Genomic DNA, 25134 nt, shown 5'->3' on the forward strand with positions numbered 1-25134 from the left:
CTTTGAAACGGCGGCCCGCCCATGAGGCTGATCCACCTTCCTGAAACGGCGGCCCGCCCATGCGGCTGATCAACCCGGGAGACCCCGGCTACCAGGCCAGACGCAAGGCCTTCCTGAACACCGCCCACCCCGAACAACTCCCCACCCTGATCGCCTGCTGCGAAATCGAGAGCGACATCCCCGCCGCCCTGGCCCTGGCCCAATCCCACGGCCTGCCGTACGCCATCCGCGGCGGCGGCCACAGCTTCGCCGACCACTCCTCCACCACCGGCGTCCTCATCGACCTGAGCCCGCTGAAATCCATCGACCTGGACCTCAAGGCCGAAACCGTCCGTATCGCCCCGGGCGTGCAGATCGGCGAACTCGCCCGCCACCTCGCCCCCCACAACCGCCTCGTCCCCTGCGGCTGGTGTCCCACCGTCGGCGTCATGGGCGCCGTCCTGGGCGGCGGCTACGGCGTCTTCAGCCGCCTGTACGGCCTGGGCGCCGACCACCTGCTCTCGGCAAGCGTCCTCCTCCCGAACGGCACCCACCTCGACGCCGACCCCGACCTCCTCTGGGCCCTGCGCGGCGCCGGCGCCGCCCGCTTCGGCGTCGTCACCTCCATGACCCTCCGCACCCGCCCGGCCCTCCCCGCCACCGCCGTCCAGGCCGTCGTCGACTTCTCCCACGCCGCCGCCCTCATCGACACCTGGCAACACTGGGCCCCGTCAGCCCCGGACGAGGTCAACCTCGAACTCGCGATCGCCGCCCCCGACGACCCTGACGACCCGCCGTACGCGGTCCTGTTCGGCGTCGTAGCCGACTCCGAGGCCAGAACCCGCACCCTCCTGACCGACCTCCTGGACCCCGCCCGCGCCTCCCTCACCCGCCTGTCCCCAGCCGAAGCCGCCTGCCACCACTCCTACGCGGACGGCGGAGGCGGCGCCGCCACCACCCTGCCCCCCGGCGAACGCCCCGGCCTCCGCCTGAACAAGTCCGGCTTCTTCCCCGGCCCGCTCCCGAGATCCGCCATCGAGGACCTCCTCACCCGCCTGGTGACCGACCGCGTCTACGGCGAGATCCGCGACCTCGAACTCGTCCCCTGGTCAGGAGCCATCGCCCGCGTCGCCCCCACCGCCACCGCCTTCACCCACCGCACGCCGAGCTTCCTCCTCAAGCAGTCCGTCCAGCTCGGCTTCCGCGCGCCCACCCCGCGCCGCGAAGAGGCCCACGCCTGGCTACGCCGAGCATGGGCCCCCTTGCAACCATGGTCGACCGGCGTCTACCCGAACTACCCCGACGTCGACCTCCCCGACGCCCTGCCGGCGTACTACGGGGACAACCTGCCCCGCCTGCGCAAACTGATGGAGATGTACGGCAAAGCAGTGCCGGGGACACCGCCCGTCCACGACCCGCAAGCGCAGAGCCGCAGCTACAACGCCGCAGGAGCTCCCTCGGCCCCGTAAGCACTCCCGAAGACCTGAGTAGCCACCCGCTCCGCGTGCCCGAACCACCCCGCGACCGCCTCCGGCCCGAGCACCGGAAGCCCGGCCGCCGCCTTCCGAATCCGGGAGAGCGCCTGCTGCCCCCGGTCCGCAACAGCATCCAGGTCGTAGCCGACGAGCTGCCCATGCCGCTTACGCACCACACCCCCGATCAGCACGGTGTCCACGTCAGCAGCCGTGGACTGGAGCACGACCGAGCCGACGGGATGGCTGGAGGGCACAAGCCTCAGCTTCGGCTTCACGATGATCACATCCGCCTGCTTTCCCGGCGTCAGCGAGCCGATGCGATCCCCAAGGCCGAGCGTCTCCGCACTACCCCGGGTGCCCCAGCTCAGGGCGTCCCGTACGGTCAGCTCGACCGAGGACGGCATGCGGCCGGTCCGGTGGACCCGGTCGTGGTCGAGCATCCGCTGGGTCTGCAGCCCGAGCCGCAACTGCGAGAACAGGTCGCCCGAGCCGACCGCCACGATGTCGGTGCTGATCCCCGGCAGGATCCCGTGGTCGAGCGCGGGACGGATGGGCGGGATGCCCATGCCCATCTGCATCTCGGTCTCCGGCGCGATCGTGACCCGCCCGCCGGTGTCGGCCACGAGCTGCCACTCGTCACCGACGAGAGCCGGACAGTGGATGTGCACGTGGCCCGGCCGCAACAGCCCGTGATCGCGGAACTCACGAAGCCCCTTGAGCAGGATCGACGAGGTGGCCGCCGCCGTATGCGACGCGGTCAGCACGTCGAGCTCGGCGGTCAGCCGGAACTCCGCCACGCTGTCCGCGAAAGGAAGCGTGCCGAAGTCGCTGAGTAGGATGCCCATGCTCGATAGCCCGCCCCAGCCGTAGGAGCGGAACCGCTCGGCGTCCTTGAGCCGTTCGGCATGCGAGGCGAACCCGGCCGGCTCGAAGGCGAAGGACTGGAAGCCGTACGAGTACACGTGCCTGATCCCGGTCGCGCGCAGCGCGTCGACCGCCGCGATCGCATGGTCGGGGGAGTTGACGCAGTCGCAGCAGTCCATGATCGTCGTGACGCCGGAGTCGATGGCCTCGATCGCGCCCACGGTCGAGGCCGCGCTCATGTCCTCGGCGGTGATGAGCGAGCCGATCCCGTAGAACACGTTCCCCAGGAACTCCATGAGCGACTGGTCGGCGGAGATGCCCCGCAACAACGCCATCCAGGTGTGCCGGTGGCTGTCCACCATGCCGGGCAGGATGAAGCCGCCCTGGGCGTCGATCACCTGCGCGTCGACGCCGTCGAACTCCGAACTGTCACGCGCGACGGCGGCGATCCGGTCGCCTTCGATCAGCACGGCTCCCTGCGGAAGCTCGCCGTACTCGCCGTCCATGCTGATGAGGTGGCCGCCAGTGACCACGGTGCGTGTCATGCAGGCATGGTGTGCCAGGGGGTGAGCACCGAGTAATACCCATCTCGACCTGTGCCATAACGGTCGCGACATAGCACCAGGTCGCTTCAAGTACCTGTTCCGTACGGCGGAACCGCCCCCTTTGTCGTCGTACGGCTCGGCGGGTAAGACTGGCGCCTGTGAACACCGTCCTCCTCAACGACCATGCCCTCGACTACGACATCACCGGGTCGGGCCCCACCACGTTCCTGCTGTTGAGCGGCTGGTGTCAGGACCACCGCCTGTTCGATCAGCTCCTGCCGTACCTCACGGGCCGGCACCGGGTGATCCGCGCCGACTGGCGTGGCCACGGCGTCGAGCGGTCCGTGCAGCGGGACTTCGGCTACGCCGAACAGGCCGACGACGTCATCGCCCTCCTCGACCACCTCGGCGTCACCGAGGTCGTCCCCGTCTCCACCTCCCACGGCGGCTGGGCCAACCTGGAGCTTGCCGACCGCCTGGGCCCGACCCGTGTCCCCAAGGTCGCCGTGATCGACTGGCTCCAACTCGAGGCCCCCGAAGCCTTCATCCAGGACCTCCGCACCATCCAGGACGAGCGAACCTGGATCCGCGGCCGCGAGAACCTGTTCGACCTCTGGCGTGCCATGGCCGACTGCCCGCCCGTGGACAAGCACCTGGACCAGGAGATGGCCTTCTTCGACTTCGACATGTGGGCCCGCTCCTGCCGCGTCATCGAAGCCGCCTACACCCACTGGGGCTCCCCTTTGCGCCGCATGTCCGCCCTCACCACCCCCCGCCCCATCGCCCACCTGTACTCCCAGCCCGACGACCCCACCTACCACCAGGCCCTCGCCGACTTCGCCACCGAACACCCTTGGTACTCACCGATCCACCTTGGGGGGCGGACGCATTTCCCGACCTTGGAGACGCCACGCGTGGTCGCGGAGCACCTTGACGTTTTTGTCGTCTGAATTCGCGTCGGCGGACGCGGGTGAGGAGGTTCGGCGGACCGGCCTCGCGCTAAGGCCTTTTTCACCATAGGTTGGCCATCTGATGGCGGCGAACACCGCCAGCATGGTTTTGTACAAGGCTCGCGATCACTGGTCCTTAGCTACATTTCCGTGGCATACCGACCAGGGCTATGAGGTAGAAGCCGCCGGTTCACGGCCTCGACCAGGTGGCCAGCAAGGTCCGAATTTGCGGCACCCGCTTTAGGAGAGTGGGGGTGCCCGCGTCTAAACATGCCGCTTGAACTGGGCAAATGGATGGTGGGGCGAAGAGGAGACGCAAGATCATCCCGTGCATGTCCCGGGTCTGGAGCGAGAGCATGGCCGCTGCCGCCACCCAACGCCCCACCCTCACGCGACTGTCGGGGAACCTTAGAAACGCCGTAGAGACGAAGCACCCCGCCCGGTGGCCGCATCGACAGCATCACGATCACGAGAGACGATGACGCTGCGGCATCCGAGCCCGAGAAGGGTGTGGGATGACAGAGTCAGAGGCACGGCGAATCGTGGCTGAGTTGCTGCGGAGGCTGCCCCCACCGGGCGAGGGCCCGCTTCCGATGGCCTCCATATGCGACGGGATGGGTCTGGCTCCTGAGCAAGCCGAGACGGTCGGCCACGTTCTGGCCACACTGCTGCACGCCTTCGGCGTGCTCGCCGTCAAGGACCATCAGGTCAAGGCCAACCATCTGACGTCGTCACTGTTCCTTCGTAGCTTGGCTGAGTACGTCGACACAGGCGAACCGATTCTGGGCAACTGGGCCCGCGCACGGGTGGGCGAGCCACCGTACCTAGTTCAGGAAGCCCTCACAGGGCCGCAGTTCCTGTATCTAATGGAACATCAGCGCGCTCGCCTGAACCCACAATCACGTCCGCTGCGACACGTGCGCGTCGCGCAGGTACTGGTCAAGGCGCGGTTGCGCGGTCACGGCACCAACTTTCTGATCATGTACGATAGCGCCGCCAACCAGTACCAGCTCCCCGGCGGGAGAATGCGTCCCGCCGATCCCAGCATGCGCGATGTCGCGATGCGCGAGCTGGAGGAGGAGCTTCCGCGATTCGTTTTCGACTCCCGTACGGATCAGCTCGTGGAATTGGGAACAGCCGAGATCACGCAGCCGTCGCGCACCTTGGGTGCCCTGACCACATACGACATCGCGTTCTTCCAGCTGCGGTCCTCTCGCGCCCAGCTGCTCGCCGGGCCAGACGCCCGGTGGGTAAAACCAGAGATCATTCTCGAAGAAAGCGCCCAGGTCAACCGGGCGAGCCTCAATATGGACGGGTTGCGCCAACTCCACGACTCCCTTCCCCAGGGAATCGGCGCATTGCCGCTGAGCCTGATGGGCGTTCAGCGACGCACATTGCGGGATATCGTCAAGGACAGGCCGTGGGAGTTCTACGGCATCGTCATCGGGGTGCTCGGGATCATCATCTCCATCATCTTGTTCTTCCTCGGATAGGGCGGGCGACGTGGGCGAGCTGTCGGGCGAAAGCTGGAATAAACTGCCCCCTGAACTGTTCTCCGTCTTCAAACGGTGGCACGAGTCCACCACCTATGACTCCGAGTTGACGAGCTGGATGGCCGGAGGGATGAGCGACGCGCTGGTCGCCGTCGCCTCACAGTTCGAGGCCGACGTCCTCGCCCGGCAGGCTGTGCTCAAGTTCCTGAAGGGCGACGGCGCCGAGGAGGCACGACGAATGCGTCGGGCTCTGAACCGCTCGCCCCGTGAATTCCGTGAGGCGCACCTGGTGGAGCTGATCGGCGACGCCATCCTGCTGGACTCGTGGTGGATGATCCAGATGAGGATCGCCGGCGGCGACCGATCCACCGTGCGGCCCCTCGTGGAGCTGCGGCATTCCGATAGCCTGCCCGAAGCCTGTGGAATCGTGTTCGAGTCCGTACTTGGCGAATGGAACCCGACGCTCGCTCGCCGGCCGGAGTCCATGACAGCAGGCGCGTACCTGCGTCTGCTGCTCGGTGACCGCCTGAATCACGACAAACCACTGGACAGGTGGGCCGCCGAGCACGGCGTGACGGCGATGGTCGGGTGGGTGCCTGACGGCGATGGCGGTCTGGCGCGAAACCCGCTGGCCCTGGTCAACGGTGACGGTTCGAATCAGCTGCTCGTCCATCGCGGATACGCCCATGGTGACCTGAACGTCCGCAACGTGTTGCTGCGCCCTGACGATCCGCGGAACTTCAAGCTCATTGACTTCGGCGATTTTGCCGAAGATGCGCCGCTGGCCCGCGACCCCGCGCATCTGCTGCTGAGTCTGGCCCGCGAATGGCTGCCTGCTCTCGCCGACGACCCCGAAGCGCGGCACCACCTCAAGGCGGCGATCGTCACTCCGCACAAGCCCGACGGCCCCTCCGTCTTCGGCTTCAAATCGGTCAGCGCGGCGTTCCACCAGGCGGGCCAGAGCTGGGCCGACAGCAACGATTACGGCGAGCACTGGCGGCCCCAGGCATTGCTGTCCCTGATCGGCTGCGCCCTCGTCTTCGTCGGCCGCAAGCGGCTGCCTGACGACATAAGGCAGTGGTTCTTCGACCTGAGCGTGTATGCGACGCGCGAATACTTCCGGCTCACCAGAGACGACATCGACGAGCCCCCACTCCGGCCGACGGCGAAAGCCCTTGTCGTGGGGGTATCGCTCTCGCGGGCCGAAATAGACGCCGTGCTCAGCGAGCAACTGCACTTCATGCAGCGGGCCATGGGCAATCAGGACGGTCTAGTTGGCGCGGCTCTCGAGTTGCTGCACGAGCGGGAGCGCTTTGTGCGCCTCGCCCCCTGTCGCATGCGCGGCAGCACACCCGGCTCGGCGGTGATCGTGGTAAGCGACCGGTACGTACGCGCCGCCGAACTGGACACCAAGTTCCGGACCTCCGGCGTCACGCGCATCGCCCATGGCGATATTAGGGAGTTGCACCTCTCTCTGGATCGCAGGCTCGACCTCATCGACACCGCTGACGTGCGCATCGCTACGGACTCTATTGAGCTGCTGGTCTGTGGGCTGCTCAGGGACCAGGCACAAAGTCTGGTCTCCACTCTGGAAGAGTTGACCGGCGTGCGACGGCGACAGCTCGCGGAGGATCCAGCGGCAGCCTGGCGAGATCTCGTCGAGGCGCTGCGCGCCGCCAGGTTCATAGCTCGAACGAGCGGTGACCTTGCGGCCGACACTGAGTTTCTCCGAATGGCGCTGCGCGAAGAACGTGCATCGTACCCGAAGGAACCGACGAGGGTTGAAGAGCTGGTGGGCCGCCTGGACGAGATTCTGTCCGAGGCGGCCATGTACACCACTCCGGACCAGGTGCGCACCGCGTGCGCTTCCGCCGAGCTCTTCAGGGGGTGGCTGCTCGATCTGCTGTCCGAGCCACGACCGTGAGAAATGGCCACCTCTCTGGGTGGGAATGCCCTGCAACAGGTCATCAACGCACTTGAGACGCTCCACAACCTGAGCCGGAACCTCAAGTGGCTTGAGGAGCACCAGAACGATTTTACAGTCGAGCTGCAGACCCTAGACGCTCTTGTCACCGAGTTGGGGAAGCATGTAAGCCCCCCGACTAGAAATGAGATGGAAGAGAAATGCATATTTGTGAGCAACAAGGCCCAGGATTTCTATGACTTCGTCTGGGAGCGTCGCGGTAGCGATAACTACTACGAGCATCGCGGACAGGTTGCCAGAGGACTACAGCAAAGCCTGCGCCAGGCCAAGGAATTCTTCTTACGCATGAGAGGGTCGGATCCCCGCAGCTCCGATCTGAGATCCGACACGCACAGCGTGATCACCCTGCCAATTCCCGAAGCCGGATAGCCGACGACTCCGCGCCAGCGGGCCACCACCGTGCGATTGACCTTCTGATGCGGCAGCTTCTCGCTCCGGCCCGGGCAAAGTGAAGCCCCGCCCCAGAGGAGAGTCACGGCCGGGTCTCAAGGGTCGAGGGCACCGGAGGCAGGCCGCTCCGATGCCTATGAGCCAGGCGGATCGGCGGGTGGCCGCGAGCCACGCTTGATCTTGATTCGCCATCGCTTACGAAGCCACTCCACGCCTCCGTAGAAGGCGACCACACCGGGCAGGGTGAAAGAAGGCCGAACCCCGCCTCTGCTGCAGATGCACGTTGACAATGGCGAAAGCCATCAGCAAGGCTATCAGCCCCCAGGTCCGAAGGTCTGTGGCTAGCGCGGTGCGGTTAGAGCCGTTGCGCAGGACTCGAATCCTGCGGCACTCACTGTAGGAGAGCGTGGACGATACTGCATGCTCACCAAGAATGACCTGCAAAAACACCCTTCTAGCACTCGCTGTTCGTATGATCACCACGCGCATGTCCCACACCTGCCGAGACGGCCACGTGAGGGCTTTAAGCGGGTCTCGGGATACCTGCTTGTCCTGCATGTGGAGATGTCATTCAGATATAGCAATTAGGTATGGCGAACGATGATGATGTAAGAGTGCGGAATCTATCTACCATGGAAGGCGTTTGGGTGACTGTAGGAACCAATGTCGAGCAGATTGGAGGAGATTGCAATGGAACTGTCGGAAATTGCGGCATCAGTGAAGAAGGATCATGTAAAGGCGTATGAGCTGCGGGTTCTTAGGGATGCCTACTTTGTGCAACACTCTGAGCTAGGAGCTAGGCGAAACAGTAAGTTGCGCATGCCCAAGATCAAAGAAGCTTTACGGAGCGAGGGCATCGTGATGTGGCCGGATGTGTTGCCAGATCTTAAGGCCTCGCGGATGGTGTATCTGGCGGAAAGGCGGTGTGCTGCTGGGGTTGTGTTCGAAATCCAGCGGCTCGCGCCCAGTGCGGGCCTCGCCCAGGTCCTTGCAGACCTTGCTGGCATGCCGTGTGGCGCTGTTGAGACTGAGAATGCCGCCTAATCTCAACTAGACGATGAGCGGGTCGTGATCGGAGATTGGACGCGGCCCGCTCATACATCATTTGATGGTTCGCCTCCTACTCTGGCGTGGGGGCCGTCATGAACGCGGTCATGAATGGAGGGAATGCCCACGGCTGCGCAAGGTTCTCCACCTCGGCATCAGGGATCTCTGCCAAGAGTCGCCGCAGTGCTTCCCGCTGGAACAGCAGGTTTAGTGCATCAACCGCGGTTTTTCCAGGACTCTGCCCGGCACTGTCGAACGCGGTGACCAGCATGCCCCGGGTCGGTCCGAACATGGTCTGCGCCCACTCGCTCAGAGCCTCCGTGGACTCGCGCGTGGCCAGTTCAGCCTCGACCCGGTCGCACAAGTCGACTGCCCACACGGGCCGGTGAGCAGCGATCTGCCACGCCTGCCGGAGATCAGGAAATGACGTCTCCCGTGCGAGTCCGCGCAAGATTTCCTTCAAGCCGCCGTCAGGCACGAAGGCGAGACCATCCTCGGGTGTCAGCAACCGTTCTGCCTCCTGCTCGCTGCCCGGCCAGCGGAGCTCCAAGTCCTCTGCCGCAGGTGCCGGCACCCCCAGCGGAGCCAGCCCCCGAGCCAGCATCCCCATGTACCCAATGTCCAGGGTGTCGGCTCCCTCGATAGACGCCATCGTGCCGGCGTGCACCCAGTCACGCCGGGTTGCGGGTTCCACCTGGGCGAGTGGAGCTTGTCGCTCGAACTGAGCGAGAACGGTCTGTGTCACATCGGCGATGCTGGTTCCTGCAGCCTCCAGTACGGCCGCGATAGCGGCGTCGATGCGACGTATCCGCGCGGGCACGGGATCGTTACGTCCACGCTTAGCTGCGTTGGCATCTGCGACATCCTCCGCGGAATACCCGGGCGGAAAGTCATCCGGCGACGGAACCTTGATGGCTTCAGTGAACGCCTTTCGGACGGTGGCCCCTGGCACTGGCATGCCTTCACCGAACGCCACGAGCGCAGATCACCGGGCCGTTTGCCCGGGCCCGCGTGCCGGCCGAGCCACGCCACCATTTCGTGCGCCTCCGGCGAGGGCGTGGAGTTCCTTCCGCGACCCCGACCAAGCGTCCGCACCTCGTTGGGCTGCAGGAGGCCATCGGCCCGCCAGCGTTCGAGTTGACGGGCCGACACGGTGACGCCCTGGGCGACGGCGTGGCTGATGAGCTCACGGTCGGCAGGGGATGGCGGAGTGCGTGACATGTCGCCAGGGTAGATATTGAACCCCCCGAGCTCGACGGGAACGTGGGAAACGCCTGGTGCTCCACTTGATGCCTGGTGCCGCCTACCGAGAAGCGGCCTGATTCGAAACGGAGTCACCTGTATGTATTTCCCCGCCCCGTACAACCGCCACAACCTCCCGTCATGGCCGATGGCGATCGCCGTTGTCGTCGAGACGCTACCGCTGCTGCTTCTGATCGTCCTCCTATCCCCGGCGTTGCTGGTCGGCCCACTCCTCCCCGGAAGGCGGTTCACACTGCGGCTATTGGCTGCTGTGCAGCAGTGCGACCATCGCCGGTTTGAGAACGCCAACAGGTCCAAGTAGGCGCCGCCTCCTTGGACGCGGTAGTGCAAGAGGCCCCGTCAGGTTCGTTCAGCCGCTGGGGCCTCTTGTTGTTCCCCACTGCACGAAGCTCCACAGGAGGCTGCATTGGATACCAGGCACAACCATCTGCTTCAGTCGGACCCAATGTCCCCAATGCCCTGACTCCCGTGATCTTGTCAGGTGGAATCAGGGCTGTGTACGGAGCCGGAGTCCTTTAAGTTTTTGCCACAATAGATCAGGTCATAAGCTGTCACCGTGGGACTCTCCGATCTTCGTCGTGAAATGATCCTCGCCGCGATCGCGGAGTACGACGCCATGGGCCGGGATGCTTTCCTGGACACCCATGGGTACGGTCGGGCGCGAGGCTATTTCCTCATTCACGAGGGTCAGCGCTACGACTCGAAGGCCATCGCGGGAGTCGCCCACCGCGGAGTCACCGGACGACCGCTTCGGCCGGAGGAGTACTCCGGCGGCAGGGAAACCGTCGCACGCCAGCTCATCCGCCTCGGCTTCGAGGTCGCCGCCCCAGAGCTGGCGATCGGTGAGCACACGATCGAGAACCTGCTCCTGAAGATCAATTCCGTCCGTACGGACAGGTCAAAGCTGACCGACCAGCCTCGCCGACATCAGCCGCTGACGCTGTTATGGGCGCTCGGACGTGCTGCACAGGGCCAGCCGCGCCTGGAGACCTGGGCGCGGACAAGCGCTGAGATCTCCGCACTCATCGAGAAGTTCGGCCATGCCGACGACAGGCCGAATCCCGAGTTCCCTGTCCTCAAGCTGTTCCACGACGGCCTCTGGCAACTGGACGAGTCCGACGTCCCAGCGGCCAGTACGAGCACCGCCCAGCGTTGGATGCGCGACCACGCGCCCATAGGTGGCCTGCGACCCTGGGTGCACACCATCGTGACCCAGCATGCCGACGTACGCGCGCAACTCGTGCTGTGCCTCCTGGAGAAGTACTTCCAGGGAGCCGACTATGACTCGCTGCTCACCGCAGTGGGCCTGTTGAGCACCTCCGACGCCGAAGTGTCCTTGGCCAACGGTTCCCGGACACCGCATCGCCGCCAATCCACCACCATGCGGGTGATCCGCGACTCGGTTCTGGCGCAGCAGATCAAGGACTTACACGGACACCACTGCCAGATATGCGGCGTACGGCTTCGACTTCCCAACGGCTCCTACGCAGAAGGCGCCCACATCCGCCCGGTTGGACAGCCACACAACGGACCCGACGAGCCGGGCAACATCCTGTGCCTCTGCCCCAACGATCACGTTCTCTTCGACCGCGGCGCTCTCACCCTTACCGACGATCTACAGGTCTTCGACGAAGTGGCCGGCCAGACCAAAGGTATCCTCCGCCTCGCACCACAACATGTGATCAACATCGTGCACGTCACCTACCAACGTGAGGCGGCCCACCAGGTAACGTGGCGAACGAACACATTGAGCAGCGCTGTCGGCGGCGTCACACGTGATGGATGCAGATGATCGGCTGTCCAGCGGCTCCCCGGATCGGCCCACCAGACGTATCCGCGTGGCGTGACATTGCCTAGGACGTCGGTGGCGCCGTGGTTGCCGAATAACTCGCGCGCGCACTGCGCCTTAGGAGAGCGCGGGCTGTACAGCTGGCTCATATAGTGTGACCTGCGGAGATGCTTCGTGCTCTCCACACCATCCGCAAGATCATCCCCTGCATGTCCCTGCACCCGGCCTGTAGGGCCGCTCGTGTCTCAGGACCAGGGCAGCTTCTCTCCGTTCTCACTGAGCTGAAACGTCGTAGGTCTGATGGTGACCAGAAGCCGCGCTGCTACCCCGCGACGACGGCCCAGGTCTCCCCGGCGGGTCTTGATGGTCATCAGAATGGCGGTCCCTCCCGGACGCGTTGGTTGGAGCGATGCCGCCGTGCCGAACAGGCGCTGATAAGCGTGATACCACCGGCTACCTGCTCGACGTGTCCATCAGGCAAGTCGACAGGACCATCAAACAGCCCACAACCGATCCCGCAGACTGACCGCTCTACCTGCAGAAATAGGATCACGCGAAGATCGACTCAAATCGTCAGGCCCATGACCCGACCCTCGCCCTACCGCCGACACCGTAAATGAATTCGAGTATCCTGCTCTTGTGAGTGACATCCTGCGCCCGGACTTCCGTCTGCATACACTGGGGTGGCGTGCATTCCAAGACCTCGCACTGACTGTAGTTCGGCAAATACTCGGGCAGACAGTCCAAAGTTTTGCGGACGGGAACGACGGTGGGCGCGATGGCGCATTCTTCGGCACGGTGGATCCTGTTGCTTTGATCGGGGGCGGGCAAGGTGTAGGGCCAGCAATGGAGGGCCCTTTCGTTTTTCAATGCAAGGCTTGCAGAGGCGAGTCGGAGAGTCTTGCTCCCAGTGATATTAGGCTGGAGTTAGAGAAGGTTGCGGATCTCGTGAGGGACGGGCTATGTGAGTCGTACATCTTGGCGACGAATGCTACGGTGACCGCGAATAGCGAAGCCAAAATTCGTAAAGATCTGATAAGCGTTGGCGTAAAGCATGTGTTGGTACTCGAGAAGTCGTGGTTTAATGAGCAAATCGCACAGAGGGCCGATCTCCGTCGCCTAGTACCCCGCCTCTACGGTCTCGGGGACTTGTCGCAAATTCTCGACCAGCGTCGCTATGATCAAACCCTGCAATTGTTGAAGTATTCAGCGGCCAGCTTGAGGTCATTCGTTCCGACGTCGGCCTATACTGAAGGACTTGATCTTCTGATTAACAGAAGATCAGTCCTGCTGCTTGGCGACCCAGCGGCGGGGAAATCTACTATTGCAACTGCACTAGCCGCTCAAGCTGCAGATAAGTATGAATACGCAATCGCTCGGATTGATAGTGCTGACGAGTTCATCGCCGCATGGAATCCCCACGAGCCGAATCAGGCTTTCTGGGTCGATGATGCCTTTGGGCGTCATGAGTATGATGAGGCCCGCACCGAAGGCTGGGCTCGAAGATTCGACATGATGAGAACTGCGCTTTCGTGTGGTGCGCGCTTTATCTTCACCAGTCGCGATTATATATACAAGCGGGCAGCAAAGCGCCTCAGGGGTGCTCCAGAAGAACTTCGCAAACAAATCGTTTATGTCCACCCCGGAAGACTAATGCTGGGGGAGCGGCAGAGGATTCTATACAATCAGCTCAGGTTTGGTAACCAGGACCGGCAATTCATCTCGGCAATCAAGCCTCACCTTGATGGGATTGCCAAGAGCGAGCACTTTACGCCAGAATTGGCGCGACGCCTAGGAGTGCAAGCGTTCACCGTTCACATGAATCCCGTGAACGAGCGATCATGTGCCGCATTTCTGGAGCGGCCCGTCTCCTTTCTGTTGGACGTCCTTGCTACTTTGGACAATGATTCCATTTGCGCATTGGCCTTGATTTACCTAGAGAGAGATGGTCTTATCTCCCCAATGCAGTTGCGCGAGGAGCAGTTGGCTGTATTGGACAAGCTTGGTGGCACAGTTGCCGGTGCAAGGAAGGCCCTGGAGTCCTTGGATGGGAGTCTGGTACGCAAGACAGGTGGATTGACTAGTCCGCGATGGAACTTCCAGCATCCGACTCTTGCGGAAGCATTTGCGGTGCACATTGGGCAGGACTTCGAGCTCCTCGACTTTTTCGTGGCGGGACTAACCGTAGATTCGGTTCTGCGTGTTCTTGACTGTAGTGATGTGGAGACTGCCGATGACGGTCGGATTCATGTGCCGCCTTCTCGCTATGAATCTGTTTCCGACATCTTTCCCGGTAGGGACTTTGACTCGGATCGCCACTCCATAAATGATTACGTCGCCTTCTACGCCGAACGGTGCTCCAAATCATTTCTGCGTATTCTCACTCAGCGACACCGCGACTTCAGCGATAAGGCGATTAATGCTGCATTGACTGAACTTGTATGGCCCGGTACTAGCGACTCCGCATCGTCTGGCCTCCGGCTCATTGCAAGGCTAAAAGCTCTTGGACTATTGCGTTCCGAGTTTCTCGAATCGATTAGAAGACGTATTGTCGCTATCTCGATTGACGATTGCGATCCTCGCTGGATGAGCTCTAAAGAAGTCGCTACCATTTTGAATCATGCAGATCTGGAAGAAATTCGTATCGGTGTCCGGAAGGACGGGGCAGATAACCTTGCCGGCATGCTGGAAGCAGCAATTGACCCGGGCTTAATGGAATTTGAAGATGACGCGGCATGGGAAGATTATCTTGGTGACCTTGCGAACATCGCAACACTCTATGCGGCTTACTGGCCAGGCGACTCGACGTGGGCTAGCAAAATGAAGGCTTTCGTGAAGGACGTCGATTCCTACAGATACGGCAGTGCCCTTTGCGGTGCTGTGCCTGATGATGGGTACGATAGCGACAGCGACGACGCCGCCATCTTTTCGGACATCGACGATCTCGATGGGCAGGGGCGTCCCTAGGGAGCAACGGTCTCAGCCACGCCCCCGTGACGGCCAGGCAGCCGTTGAGTACCTGCGGCCGGGTACTAGGCGAACTTGCCGCTACACCATTTCGCCCAGAACCAGATTTGGTGCGAACTCGTAGCACTGGCCTGCGAGTTGCTGGCCTGGATGCAGATGCTCGTCCTGCCCGGCAGCGCCGCCAGCTGCTACGAACCGAAACGCCTGCGCCTTCGCCTGTTCGCGGTGGCCGGACGACTGGTCCGCGGGGGCCGACGCGTTCGTCCTCGTCTGGCCTCCCGCTGGCCCTGGGCCCGCGACATCCTCAGCGGGCTGGCTCGCCTGCAGGCTCTGCCCGCACCACCCTGACCAGCCACCCACCGCCCCTACGACCTGGAAGGACACCCGCGGGCCCGTGGAACCCCTCTCACCCGGCGCGACAGCCGGGCCAACGGGCTGACCACAGCACGCCATTCAACCTTCAGCCGGACCGCTCAGCCATCCGCGTCTTGATCACGAAAGGATCGAGGCCAGCGGCAGACTCGACAGCTCGTGGGCAGGTGCCTGCTCCCCGTCACAAGAGCGAGTGGTTCACTCGAGACCCGTTTGTAGGAGCGAAAGCTCGCAGCGACGCCGCTACCATTATTGGGCGAACCATAACGTTGCGGACAGTGGGCCGCTCTTTATTCGAAAGTAACACAAAACATGCTAAATCAGCCATTATTGTGACCATGCATGACTCTTCCCTGCGCTTGCCTCTATCATGGGTTGACAAAATGCGATATTCTTCACGCCTGCCCTATGTGGTCCCTGTAGATGAATGAGGAAGCATGGTCGAAACTTACAATCTCCTAAATCCACAATCTCTCACTGAAAACTATGTCCGTCAGCTGCGACAGACAATTGATGCATATCTCCCTCAGTACGTCTTCATAGGGGAAGTCCTTCAAAACGCGTTGGACGCAGTCCGAGAAGCCCATCATGGAAAGCATAATATTTATATTACAATCGATCTAGACAGGGCGGAGGTGTGCATACAGGACGACGCAATGGGATTCCCCAATGAGCCAAACCTTCTCTTTCTCGGTGGAGGGAAGAAGGATGGCAAGAAACTTGCTGGCCAGGTTGGGGTAGGTCTCAAGGTGGTTCTCTTTAGTTCACAGTACTTCAGCATACGATCGAGAACCGCCACGGATGCATTCAGGTTCGAAATCAATGACGCGTACCGCTTTGATTCTGAACCCGCGGTACGCCCAAACTTCACAGTGCCAAAGCAGTTCGAGTCCGACCCTAAACCCCTGGACAGAGCTGGCACCGAAGTTAGGTATCGATTCGATGGATCATCGCGAGTCCTCTCGAATTACCTTAAGCAAGTAGAAGAGGAGGCGCTCCCCAAAGGGCTTAAGTCCGAGTTCATACCTACACTGGCGAACGCCGTGGAGAGCGGAATTTATCCAACGAGGTTTGCCGCTCTTCTTGCCTGCGACCTAAAAAGATTTTCTTACCTCGCCATGACAGATATTCCTGATGCTCTCAAGGACACGACTGTCACCGTAACAATATTGTGCCAGAATCCCCAGGAGGTCGTGGGCGACGTCCTGGCTGAGCTCTTCGACCAGAAGCGTGAGTTTACTTTTCAGGTGCCGGTCGGGTACCTAGAAATGGGGGAAACCGTTTCTTGGGCCAAGCCCCCCAAGCCGGCTCCTTATGCTCAGAAGCTCGGGGCTGGGGGCGCTGATCTTTTCAGAGTTCAGAATGGGTTCAATGTTACGGAATACCGTAGCGAAAGTGATCTAGAGCAACTTCTAACCAACGCCCGCGGGAAGCTTCCTGACGAGATCGAATCGTTCAGAAAGAACCTTTTCCCTAGGATCAATTTTGTTCGTCTAACGATTGCGCGAATACCTCATCTCGAGCGCTATCTGCCAGGTGGAAGCCGGCGAATCTTTAGTGCGAATGGGGTCGTGACTCAGCACTCTCCTGACTTAACTAGAGGGCGTAATCAGCAATACGTCAGGTGCTTCGATATCGTGGTCGACGTAGATGCAGAGCTTAATTATGGAAAGACTCATCTTAAAAACATGCGTCTCGTAGGCCAACTCAAGAGCTTTGTTAACGAGGCGTATCGATCGGTCATCCAGAACGCCGCATCACGCTTTGTAGGCAAGGCGGATCCATTCGAGGAGGAGGAGCGATCAGTCTCATTCTGGACCAAGAAGGATCTTCTGCGGCCCGAACTTACTATCCGCAAGGTGCCGGGAGATGAGAATGATGTAATAGCGCTGTTCTTTGAACTAGCAGGAATGGGCAAGTTTCCAGAGTTTCGCTGGTATGGATTGTCTCAGCGGGATAAATATGACGCCCGGGCGATTATACAGCGCGTGCTCGAGGGTCCGGAGATCCTTGAAAAGCCGACCGAGAATGCGCTTCGTGTAGTAGAATTCAAGATTCGAGCGGGGGCTATCACCGAAGACTTTGATCGTGAGGATAAATCTCCTAGAGACGTACACCTCCTGATAGCGTACGAAGAAGGCGTATCCAAGTCAACTCAGTTCCAATTTATTGATCTCGAAGATTCGGATACACGCGCGCGCGCTCCCGAAAAGGTATTTCCACATGTAACGCGTGTCCTCAAGGACATGCAGTCTGGCTATGAGGTGCAGGTCCTTCTGCTTAGGGAATGTCTAGAGGCGTTTTTCCCGCCACCGCCTCCTCCTGCGGCTCCGGAAGACGCAGTAGACGACTACTGAGACTCATAATGTCGCATGTCATCGCAGGAGCCGCCCATAGGCGATCACCGGGGCGACCACCTCTACTCAGGCCTTGGGGCTTGTGATCGATGACCACGTGATCGAAAATTGCTCCTGCAGATGGACTCTCTTCGGACGGCCAGGTCGCCGCTGACCGGCCTGCCCCGCTGGCACCAGCCGTTAACACTGTTACGCGCCTGGTGGAGATCTGATCTCGTACAAGAGCTGAGATCTGCTCGCTCATCGAAGAGCTCGGCCATGCGGACGACCGCCAATCCCGAGTCGGTGTTGTCAGCGAGGCGTGAGACGCTGCCCCTATGACCACCACTCACACGGAGGGCGTCTGCCTGCCCTCAGACCGCCCGCCTGGCCACGCCAGAGGAATAGGTCCGTGAGTTTCGCCGATTGGGTTCGTGCGCGCCTGTGCCGTACGCGATGGGGCTGCCGAATAGGCAGGTGGGAATAGCGTGTACAACGGACTCCGGCTTGCCCAGGGGCTGCACGCAGTGACCTTCGACATGTTGTAGGACGACGGGGGCGTGTGTGCCGTCGCGGCGGCTTCGACGCCGTCTGGTCGGAGGCGAATGGAGGAGTGGTAGCTGCACCTAGTGCGGCCCGGCTATGTTCGGACGCTCGAAGGATTCGTCAGATTGCTGTACCAGGACGGCTCGCAGCCCACTACCGCCATCGAAAGGGCGGAGCGTCGGCTGTCTAACCGCACCGACGTTTGGCCACTGCGCACAGGGAAGTCGCCGAGCACCTCACAGCCCGCGTACGGGGTCGGGCCGACGGTACCGCTGTGTCCGTCGCGTCCGGTATCGCCCAGGCGATGGCCGTGCACCGTCAGGCGATGCATGGCCTCACAGGAGTACCGAGCCGATTGGCGACGCGGACGCGAAGAGCCACGCATCCGGCCACGAGGCATTTGCGCGCCAGGGAGGCGCCCACGGCCGTAATGGTGGGCATTCAGCTGCTGCTGGCGGCATCGCTGGCCGAAGGGCGCGTCGCGGTTCTCGACGTGGAAGTACCTCTTTGTTAGCAGGTGGATCACGGATCGCGCTGGTGGCAACCCTGCGGGTGGACGAAGAGATGCCCTACAGCGGGTACCTCGCTGTTCTCCATCTCGAGCCTGGGGAGCCGCCCGAGCTCTGACCCGGGTGCTCCGATCCGTGGTCGGGTCTGTTCCGCATCTAGCAGGAGCGAACGACGGTCAGATGGACGGAAGCTACGCATATGCCCCCGTCCGTTCCCTGTCCCGTTGATTCAGGTCATGCACCAGCCGGAGTCGCAGGAGCCCGCCCCCTCGTCGACGGGGCTGTCTGCCATGTCGTCTTCAGGGATTGCCTGCGCTAGCGGGCGACCGTACCTCGTGAGGTACACAGAATCCCGTCCGAGCGCAGCCCGGTGTTGGTTAATCGTCTCCTCAAGTTGCATCGAAAGGGCGAACAGCTCGGGTTCGTGCCTGCGCTGGTGTCGCCACGCGTCCACCGTGCGAAATGGGCAGAAGAAGCAGGAGCTCTTCGGCGGCACCGGCAGACCGGCCTCTGTGATGATGTGCTCGCAGTCGCTCCTGCGGAGCCCAAGATCAAGGAGAGGGTACTCGATGAGCACGAAGGGCTCACGTCGGCGCCGGTTGGCGCGGTGTATCTCGTCGAGCGATATACCGATCCCCACTGCAGCCGGATGCTTTGCGGTCGCTCCGTGCTCTCGGAGCCACCGCCCAATCACCTTTGATTTTGAAGTCCGTCGTGCAGTTGCGTCGGCCCGGAGCCCCGTTCGCCATGCGCACTGGTATGGGGATCGATCGCGTGGCCGGCCGGTTCATATGCTGCATGAGCGTTTCGGTGGTTCCGTCACGTCGGCGCCGCTTGAGCTCCTGGACTTCGAGCCCCGCTCCTGCCGCATACGGGATGGCGATCTCACGAACGTAGGCGAGCGTTGCTGGGTGCTCGCTGTCGTCGCCCACGTTGGCGAAGAGGAAGGTCCGGAAGTCGGTCTCTCTACGAGCCGCCAGCACCAGCAGCGCTGTTGATTGCACGCCGCCTCCGTAGGAGACGACCTTCACGGAGGTGTGGCTCGGCTGGCCGGCAGCGGCCTGGGGATCGGGGTCGGTTGAGTTGGCGCTAGAGGTTCCGTGGATGTACTGCGGGATTGTCATACGAGAGAGAATATTGATCCCCTGTGAGGGCATCAAGTGTTTCTCTCATACTCGCCAGCGAACAGCGGTACCAGCCGAAGGTGGCGTTGGCAGCGTGGGTCGTAACCTCGGGCTGACTGGTTGACTCAGGGTTGAGGCTTGATCACGGCGGAGTAGCCCTGGGCCAGGACCGATGCGAGGAACTCCACGGCGGCGGCCTGGTCGGCGCCCGTGAACGTTCGTGCTGTCGGTAGTACCTCTTGCGGTGGGCGTACCACGGTGGGTTTGCCGGGCCTGCGGCCGCGAGGCTTTTGCGGAGCGCGCTGTCCCGCACGGAGCATGGCGATCTCGGCGGGGACGACGGACCGCTGCCGGTGTTGTGCGTCCGCAAGTATCGTTTCCAGAAGCCAAAGCGGAGAACCGGAGAGGAAGAGGTCCGCCTCGGCGATACGTCGCCGGTTACGCCATCGGGAAACCGCCTGAGCGTCTCGACCGAGGACGCTGCCTACCTCCTGAATGCCGAGGATGACAGGCAGTTGTTCGTTGTCCTGCAGTTCATAGCCATGAGGGATGGCGGCCTTGTAGGCCCCGAGCTGCCTCTCATCAACCTGACGGTCTCCGACACCGCTGATGCGCAACACCGTCACCAGCAGCCAGTACGGGTTGCCGGAAGCGACGAGGTCGGGCTCGGGAAGTATGCCTTCTGTGCGCCATTTCTGTGACGTTTGGCGCGCGACTCGCAAGAGGGAAGCGATCTCAGCGTGCCCGAGCAGGTACGGGACCCGCACTTGAGCCATGAGAACCTTCCCAACATCTGCGTGCCTACGGTAAGACCGCCAGGCGGGCGTTGCTGCCACACCTGGTTGTTCCGCATAGATCCTAGGCATACCAGCGAGTCAGCCTGGATTGCCGAACGCGGCTCGACATCAATGCCGATGCTGGGGCTACTTCAGGCGGGGCAGTTACGACAGCTCCCATCCGTGCTTGATCTCCCACGTCCCGACATCGGTGTAGAAGCGGCCGAAGTGCCGAAGCCACGCGGCGATGGTCTCCGTCGCTCTTTTGGCCTGCTCATCGGTCAAGCTTCCCTGTTCCTGCAGCGCATGCTGTAGCTCCACGTTGGTCAGGCGATCACCCTCCACTAGCGCCTGGAGGGCAGGAATCTCCCGCAGACGGCTTTCGACCCAGTCTGAGAACTGCGCCTCGGTCAAGCCTGCCGGTACGCCTAAGAACGCGAGGTCCCGCAGGATGGCTGCTTCCACCGATCGCCCGAATTGAGCTCTTCCGCAGTAGTACGGGTAGACGGCCTCCGGGCGTCGTGTAACCGGGTACCAGCCCTGCTGGGCTTCCTCTCGTAGCTGGTCCGCGGCAGTCGGGCGGCGTTCCTTCAGCAGCTCCGCTTGTCTTCTCACCAGGATGGCCATGTGCGGCGTCGCCTCGATCGCGCATGCCTGGATCTCGACGAGTGCTCGGCCGACCTCCGGATGATGCGCGGGCACCTCGACAAGGATCTCAATGTTCGGATTCGTGACTCGCCCGGTGGCCTTCCCTGTCAGGTTGGCTGACCCGATCAAACAGCGCTCGCCTGTGAGGTAGAGCTTGGCGTGCAGGCTCGGACACAGGGCGATGCGCAGTCGCTTATCGTCCTCTGCGAGCTCAATGATCTCAGGATCCGACACCCCTGCCGCCACCTCCTCGGGGACCCACCGCGTGACGCACTCGATGCTCTCGACAGCGGCGGGGATGGCGGAGAGTGCGGCCGCCAAAACCTCTCGCTTGATGAAGGGCGCCACAAGGGTTACGCGTTCATGGGCGCCCGTCATCAGTTTTTCGATCTGCCGCCAGATGTGGGCGGGTTCGGTCACGCGTCGCTGGCCTTTCCGTCCACGAAGTCGCGGGCGTACCGTCCCCACTCACGACGGGCGTCCGCTATACGTTCGCGGTCACGGTCGGGGTAGGTCTCGTCCTCCATACGAGCCCAGGAGAAGAGCAGCAACTTGAAGGTCTCCGCGACACGGTTGAGCCGGTCGCGCAGGTCGTACACGTCCGCGTCTTCCGGGACGTCTTCAAGGACGGTCATCAGCTGAGCGTGCAGGGGGTGCTTCTCATTGAAGATCACCTGCAGCATGCCGGCCATGAGGTCGATGCTGAAGAAGGCAGGGGTGTCCTGGAAGCTCGAGATCCACCGTGCGCGGAGATCCTTCTCCAGGGCCTCGTCGACCATGGACTGCGCAGTGTCCTCGTCAAGGTGGTGCCGCTGGGTGAGGGCCTCGACCTGTTCTTTCCGCTTGGTCTCGGTGGTCGCCTCTTCCTCCAGCTCATCCGTCTTGCCGATGTAGCCTTCTTCGCTTCGGCGCTTGACGGCATCGGTGGCCCTGGAAGCGACGTCATCGTCGTGCCGCTTCTTGCTCGTACGCGTACCGACCCTCTGCTGCTTCAGCTGCCGCCGGATGGCAGGCAGGAGCTTCTCCTCTAGGTAGAGCACGAGGTCGATGAGGGGAAGACCCGGATCGTTGAACTCGGCAAGGCGCTCCTTGAACCCCTTGAAGGACTCGCCAGCCTCGGCATGGGCCTTCCAGTCGAAGTGAGCCAGGGATGAGAAGACGGTGGCGCTCTGCTTGTTGTTCGTCACGCCGAAGATGGTGTCAAGTTCCGGCGGGAACTCCACCTCGATGCCCCACCACCGTTCCGTCGGGTCGTACCCGATGGCCCAGGAAGCGTCGAGGTCGAGTTCCCTGCCCTGGCGTACGAGCGAGATGCCAACGTTGCGCCTGGCGTGCTTGCCCCACGGAAGAGTTCCAGGGTCGGTCGTGCGGCTGATGCCATCGGGCCACGGGCGGCCTTCGACATCCGCGCGGCGTGCCTCCGGGCGAGCGATGGAGGCCCGGACCGTGATGTTGTGCTTCTTGCCCTCATGGAGCACGGGGAAGCGTGTCACGCCGGGCTCGGACTCGCTGCCCATGGAGAAAGGCATGAACATCGGCCTGTCTGAGAACGGCGCCGGGGTGGAAGTGGGCGTCATCAGGTAGAGGGGGTCGTTGGGTACGGCGTGGTATTCGCCGTCGACGACCTTGCTCTCTCGGACGGGCGCCATTCGGATGTCGACGCGTCCGTCGTGGAGGTAGTGTCGGTAGACGCGGCCGATCAGCTCGGCGGTGTTCTTCAGGGTGGCGGCGGCTCCGTACCAGTTGACCTTGTCCAGCTTGGTCCAGACGACGAGTGTGCCGGTGTCACCGAGCCCCTCGCTCAGGTCCCGCCAGTAGTCGGGCAGCGGGTCGTGTGTGGGTTCGGGGACATCGTCGAGCCCTACCTCAATCTCTTCGAGATCGAGGTAGGTGTGCATGGCGTTGCCCGCCCCGTTGGTCCAGGACCAGACGTCGAGCCGGGTGCACTGGGACATGCTGGAGTTGGGCAGGCCCATGCCGAAACGGCCGATGCGGACAGGGGCGGCGCCTTGCCCATCTCCGTACTTCAGGGCGCGCCGCAGCTGCAACGGATCCATGCCGTGGCCGTTGTCGAGGACGGCGATGGTCTCCACGCGGTGGTTGGTCCGAGCACCGACTTTCACGGGATTCTCGCAGGCAAAGACCTCCACGAGGGTGGCCTTGGCGTCGATGCTGTTGTCGATCAGTTCGGCGAGGGCGTAGGCGGTGTTCTTGTAGCCACTGTCCCGCATGGCCTTGACGGTTAGCGAGGGACTGACGATCCGGTAGTTGCTGCCGTCACTGGTCACGCTGTCTCCCATACGTCTTCCCAGTTGGTGAATGCCTCTGCCACGTCGCCGAACCCAGGAAGCTCTGGGTTTACGATGGTGATGATCTCGCACGTGGCGGTGCCGCCAGCCTTCGGGCCGCGGATGACGCGGCCGATCATCTGGCTGTAGAGCACCAGAGACTTGGTTGGGCGGGCGATCACCGCAGCACTAGCGGCCGGGGCGTCGAAGCCGGTCGTCAGGACCCCGAAGTTACACAGAACCATGGGGCGCCGACCGGCCCCCTTGAATCGAGAGATCACCTGGCTGCGGTGTCGAGGGGAGGACTCTCCGGTCACGAACTCAGCATCGATGCCGGCCGCGGACAGGACGGCCGCGATTAGCCGACAGTGGTCGACAGAGGCGGCGAACACCAGAATCCGGCGGTGCTGCTGGAGCAGTTCCATGATCGTCTGGACAATCTTGAGGTTCCACTGCTCGTCCCGCGCGAGCTCGGCCATCATCAGGCCCGGGATGTCGAACGACCGCGCAAGGAGCTGTTGATCCTGAGCCGACAAGTGCATACCCGGCTCGGAGGCCACTGTCCTCATCAGCGGCTTGGCTAGATATCCCTGCTCAATCAGGGCTGTCACCGGATTGGTGTAGCCCTCGATCTCCAACATGACCTTTTGTCGGGAGAAGTAGCTGGAGAGCTCCTCGTCCTTGGAGATATCCGCCCACGTCCGTCCCGGCGTGGCCGTCAACCCCAGGAGACTGGCGTCGTGGCGAATCGTCAGTTCATCGACCACCCTCTGGAAGGTGGGAGCTATTATCTGATGAGCCTCGTCGAAGACCGTCAGGGTGCTGCGCGCCGCAAGGGTGGCCAGGAACTGCGGATCCGACTTGGCAGCCGAGACGGCCTTCTCTAGGCCGAGAACGACCAGCCCATCGGTCATCTCCATGAGCTCTGGAGGGGCGTTGCCCCATACACGAAAAACGGGGAGCGGACGGTCGCCGACCTTGGCCCAGGCGCGCTCAAACTCTGAGGCGGCCTGCTCCAGCAGCTCCTGCCCGTGGGCCAGCCACACCACCACGGTCGGTTCGTGCTGCCGTAGATGATCGCAGATCAGGCTCATGCCCGTTCGGGTCTTGCCAACGCCAGTGGGCAGATGGAGCACTGTCCGCCGCGAGCCGTCGTACAGCAGTTCCTTGACCCGGGCCGCCGCATGACGTTGATGCGGGAATAAGGCATACTCGGGCGCCGCCTCCTGCTTGAACGCCGGCGGGAGGGACGGAACCCGGTCGATCGTGAAGCCGAAGAACTCAAGTAGCTCGCGCCGCTCGTCAGCCGTCCACTTCAGGCTCCGCAGATAGTCCGGCGGTGCCTGACCATCGCCTACGTAGCCAAGCCGTTGCGCCAGCTCGGCCTGTTTGGGGTCCGGAACCATGTCTATGAGAGCGGAGCGTTCGGCCTCATCAGCGACCAAGCGCTCGGCGTCCATAGCGATTGGGGCAACGGCCCGCAGCCGGTCAGCTGGCGCTGTACCCCCCTCGATCAGATTGAGCAGGGCGCACAGCTGCTCGCCGAGATGTCCCCGGATGTACGACATCGGCGCATTAGCGAGGAGCGCCTTGAAGGACATCCCTGGTGACCACGTCGTCACAGACTCACCTGCCCGATATGTGAGGGACAGCAGCCCGCATGCGCCTCGGTCGGCGCAGTCGTCATGAACTTCCACCTCCAGTTCAAGCCCGCCAAGCACCGCCCCAACGTGCAGGTACTGCAACGTCTTTGCCTACGAACCACCCTAATGAGGGGCACTGACAACAG

The 25134-nt window shown here is 62.5% G+C and carries 16 protein-coding genes and 1 pseudogene; 10 read left to right on the forward strand and 7 right to left on the reverse strand.

Translation table 11 applies throughout. The features are described from left to right. Positions 1-59 precede the first annotated feature (59 nt). Positions 60-1448 carry an FAD-binding protein gene (locus AB0I67_RS13725; protein WP_357922632.1) on the forward strand — a complete coding sequence of 463 codons (1389 nt, stop codon included), beginning with the start codon at positions 60-62 and terminating at the stop codon, positions 1446-1448. Here the strand turns inward: AB0I67_RS13725 and AB0I67_RS13730 are convergent. Further along, positions 1415-2863: an amidohydrolase family protein gene (locus AB0I67_RS13730; protein WP_357922635.1), complete on the reverse strand. Its 1449-nt coding sequence runs from the start codon at positions 2861-2863 to the stop codon at positions 1415-1417. The two genes, AB0I67_RS13725 and AB0I67_RS13730, sit on opposite strands and share 34 nt — an antisense overlap. 158 nt (positions 2864-3021) lie before the next feature. On the opposite strand from AB0I67_RS13730, the gene AB0I67_RS13735 reads away from it, so the two are divergent. The 5 genes from AB0I67_RS13735 (at position 3022) to AB0I67_RS13755 (ending at position 8724) form a co-directional block, all read left to right on the forward strand. After that, positions 3022-3813 (forward strand): alpha/beta hydrolase, encoded by a 792-nt coding sequence (locus AB0I67_RS13735; RefSeq protein ID WP_357922638.1) that lies wholly within the window; start codon positions 3022-3024, stop codon positions 3811-3813. Between the two features lie 542 nt (positions 3814-4355). Continuing rightward, positions 4356-5306: an NUDIX hydrolase gene (locus tag AB0I67_RS13740; protein WP_357922640.1), complete on the forward strand. Its 951-nt coding sequence runs from the start codon at positions 4356-4358 to the stop codon at positions 5304-5306. A 10-nt stretch (positions 5307-5316) separates the two neighbouring features. Continuing rightward, on the forward strand, positions 5317-7230 hold the full coding sequence (locus tag AB0I67_RS13745; protein ID WP_357922643.1) for a hypothetical protein: 1914 nt from the start codon (positions 5317-5319) through the stop codon (positions 7228-7230). 3 nt (positions 7231-7233) lie between these two features. Further along, positions 7234-7659: a hypothetical protein gene (locus tag AB0I67_RS13750; RefSeq protein ID WP_357922646.1), complete on the forward strand. Its 426-nt coding sequence runs from the start codon at positions 7234-7236 to the stop codon at positions 7657-7659. 711 nt (positions 7660-8370) lie between these two features. Further along, positions 8371-8724: a hypothetical protein gene (locus AB0I67_RS13755; protein ID WP_357922649.1), complete on the forward strand. Its 354-nt coding sequence runs from the start codon at positions 8371-8373 to the stop codon at positions 8722-8724. A 76-nt stretch (positions 8725-8800) separates the two neighbouring features. On the opposite strand, the gene AB0I67_RS13760 is transcribed toward AB0I67_RS13755, so the two are convergent. Next, positions 8801-9703 (reverse strand): hypothetical protein, encoded by a 903-nt coding sequence (locus tag AB0I67_RS13760; RefSeq protein WP_357922652.1) that lies wholly within the window; start codon positions 9701-9703, stop codon positions 8801-8803. A gap of 843 nt (positions 9704-10546) precedes the next feature. Here AB0I67_RS13760 and AB0I67_RS13765 point away from each other — a divergent pair. The 4 genes and pseudogenes from AB0I67_RS13765 (at position 10547) to AB0I67_RS13780 (ending at position 17475) form a co-directional block, all read left to right on the forward strand. After that, positions 10547-11782, forward strand: a complete 1236-nt coding sequence (locus tag AB0I67_RS13765; protein WP_357922655.1) for an HNH endonuclease — start codon at positions 10547-10549, stop codon at positions 11780-11782. A 636-nt stretch (positions 11783-12418) separates the two neighbouring features. Then, complete coding sequence (locus tag AB0I67_RS13770; RefSeq protein WP_357922658.1) at positions 12419-14746, forward strand: hypothetical protein; 2328 nt, start codon at positions 12419-12421, stop codon at positions 14744-14746. 72 nt (positions 14747-14818) lie between these two features. Then, a pseudogene (locus tag AB0I67_RS13775) lies at positions 14819-15094 on the forward strand (transposase); the annotation flags it as partial. 461 nt (positions 15095-15555) lie between these two features. After that, positions 15556-17475 carry a hypothetical protein gene (locus AB0I67_RS13780; protein WP_357922661.1) on the forward strand — a complete coding sequence of 640 codons (1920 nt, stop codon included), beginning with the start codon at positions 15556-15558 and terminating at the stop codon, positions 17473-17475. A 1618-nt stretch (positions 17476-19093) separates the two neighbouring features. Here AB0I67_RS13780 and AB0I67_RS13785 read toward each other — a convergent pair. From AB0I67_RS13785 to AB0I67_RS13805, 5 genes are all read right to left on the reverse strand, one after another. Next, positions 19094-19633: a hypothetical protein gene (locus AB0I67_RS13785; RefSeq protein WP_357922664.1), complete on the reverse strand. Its 540-nt coding sequence runs from the start codon at positions 19631-19633 to the stop codon at positions 19094-19096. Positions 19634-19758: 125 nt separating this feature from the next. Further along, positions 19759-20400 carry a hypothetical protein gene (locus AB0I67_RS13790; RefSeq protein WP_357922667.1) on the reverse strand — a complete coding sequence of 214 codons (642 nt, stop codon included), beginning with the start codon at positions 20398-20400 and terminating at the stop codon, positions 19759-19761. A gap of 174 nt (positions 20401-20574) precedes the next feature. Then, positions 20575-21477, reverse strand: coding sequence for a hypothetical protein (locus tag AB0I67_RS13795; RefSeq protein ID WP_357922670.1), 903 nt, complete (start codon positions 21475-21477; stop codon positions 20575-20577). Continuing rightward, positions 21474-23345 (reverse strand): ATP-binding protein, encoded by a 1872-nt coding sequence (locus AB0I67_RS13800; RefSeq protein ID WP_357922673.1) that lies wholly within the window; start codon positions 23343-23345, stop codon positions 21474-21476. The genes AB0I67_RS13795 and AB0I67_RS13800 overlap by 4 nt, the downstream gene beginning before the upstream one ends. Then, on the reverse strand, positions 23342-25090 hold the full coding sequence (locus AB0I67_RS13805; RefSeq protein WP_357922676.1) for a DEAD/DEAH box helicase family protein: 1749 nt from the start codon (positions 25088-25090) through the stop codon (positions 23342-23344). The genes AB0I67_RS13800 and AB0I67_RS13805 overlap by 4 nt, the downstream gene beginning before the upstream one ends. Between the last annotated feature and the right edge of the window lie 44 nt (positions 25091-25134).

Source organism: Nonomuraea sp. NPDC050310 (assembly GCF_040655795.1).
Classification (GTDB): Bacteria; Actinomycetota; Actinomycetes; order Streptosporangiales; family Streptosporangiaceae; genus Nonomuraea.

What these genes read in the sequence shown, in the direction of transcription:
- AB0I67_RS13755 (WP_357922649.1), top strand. Translation starts at nt 8,371, where the DNA reads ATGGAACTGTCGGAAATTGCGGCATCAGTGAAGAAGGATCATGTAAAG.
- AB0I67_RS13785 (WP_357922664.1), bottom strand. Translation starts at nt 19,633, where the DNA reads ATGACAATCCCGCAGTACATCCACGGAACCTCTAGCGCCAACTCAACC.
- AB0I67_RS13750 (WP_357922646.1), top strand. Translation starts at nt 7,234, where the DNA reads ATGGCCACCTCTCTGGGTGGGAATGCCCTGCAACAGGTCATCAACGCA.
- AB0I67_RS13730 (WP_357922635.1), bottom strand. Translation starts at nt 2,863, where the DNA reads ATGACACGCACCGTGGTCACTGGCGGCCACCTCATCAGCATGGACGGC.
- AB0I67_RS13725 (WP_357922632.1), top strand. Translation starts at nt 60, where the DNA reads ATGCGGCTGATCAACCCGGGAGACCCCGGCTACCAGGCCAGACGCAAG.
- AB0I67_RS13780 (WP_357922661.1), top strand. Translation starts at nt 15,556, where the DNA reads ATGGTCGAAACTTACAATCTCCTAAATCCACAATCTCTCACTGAAAAC.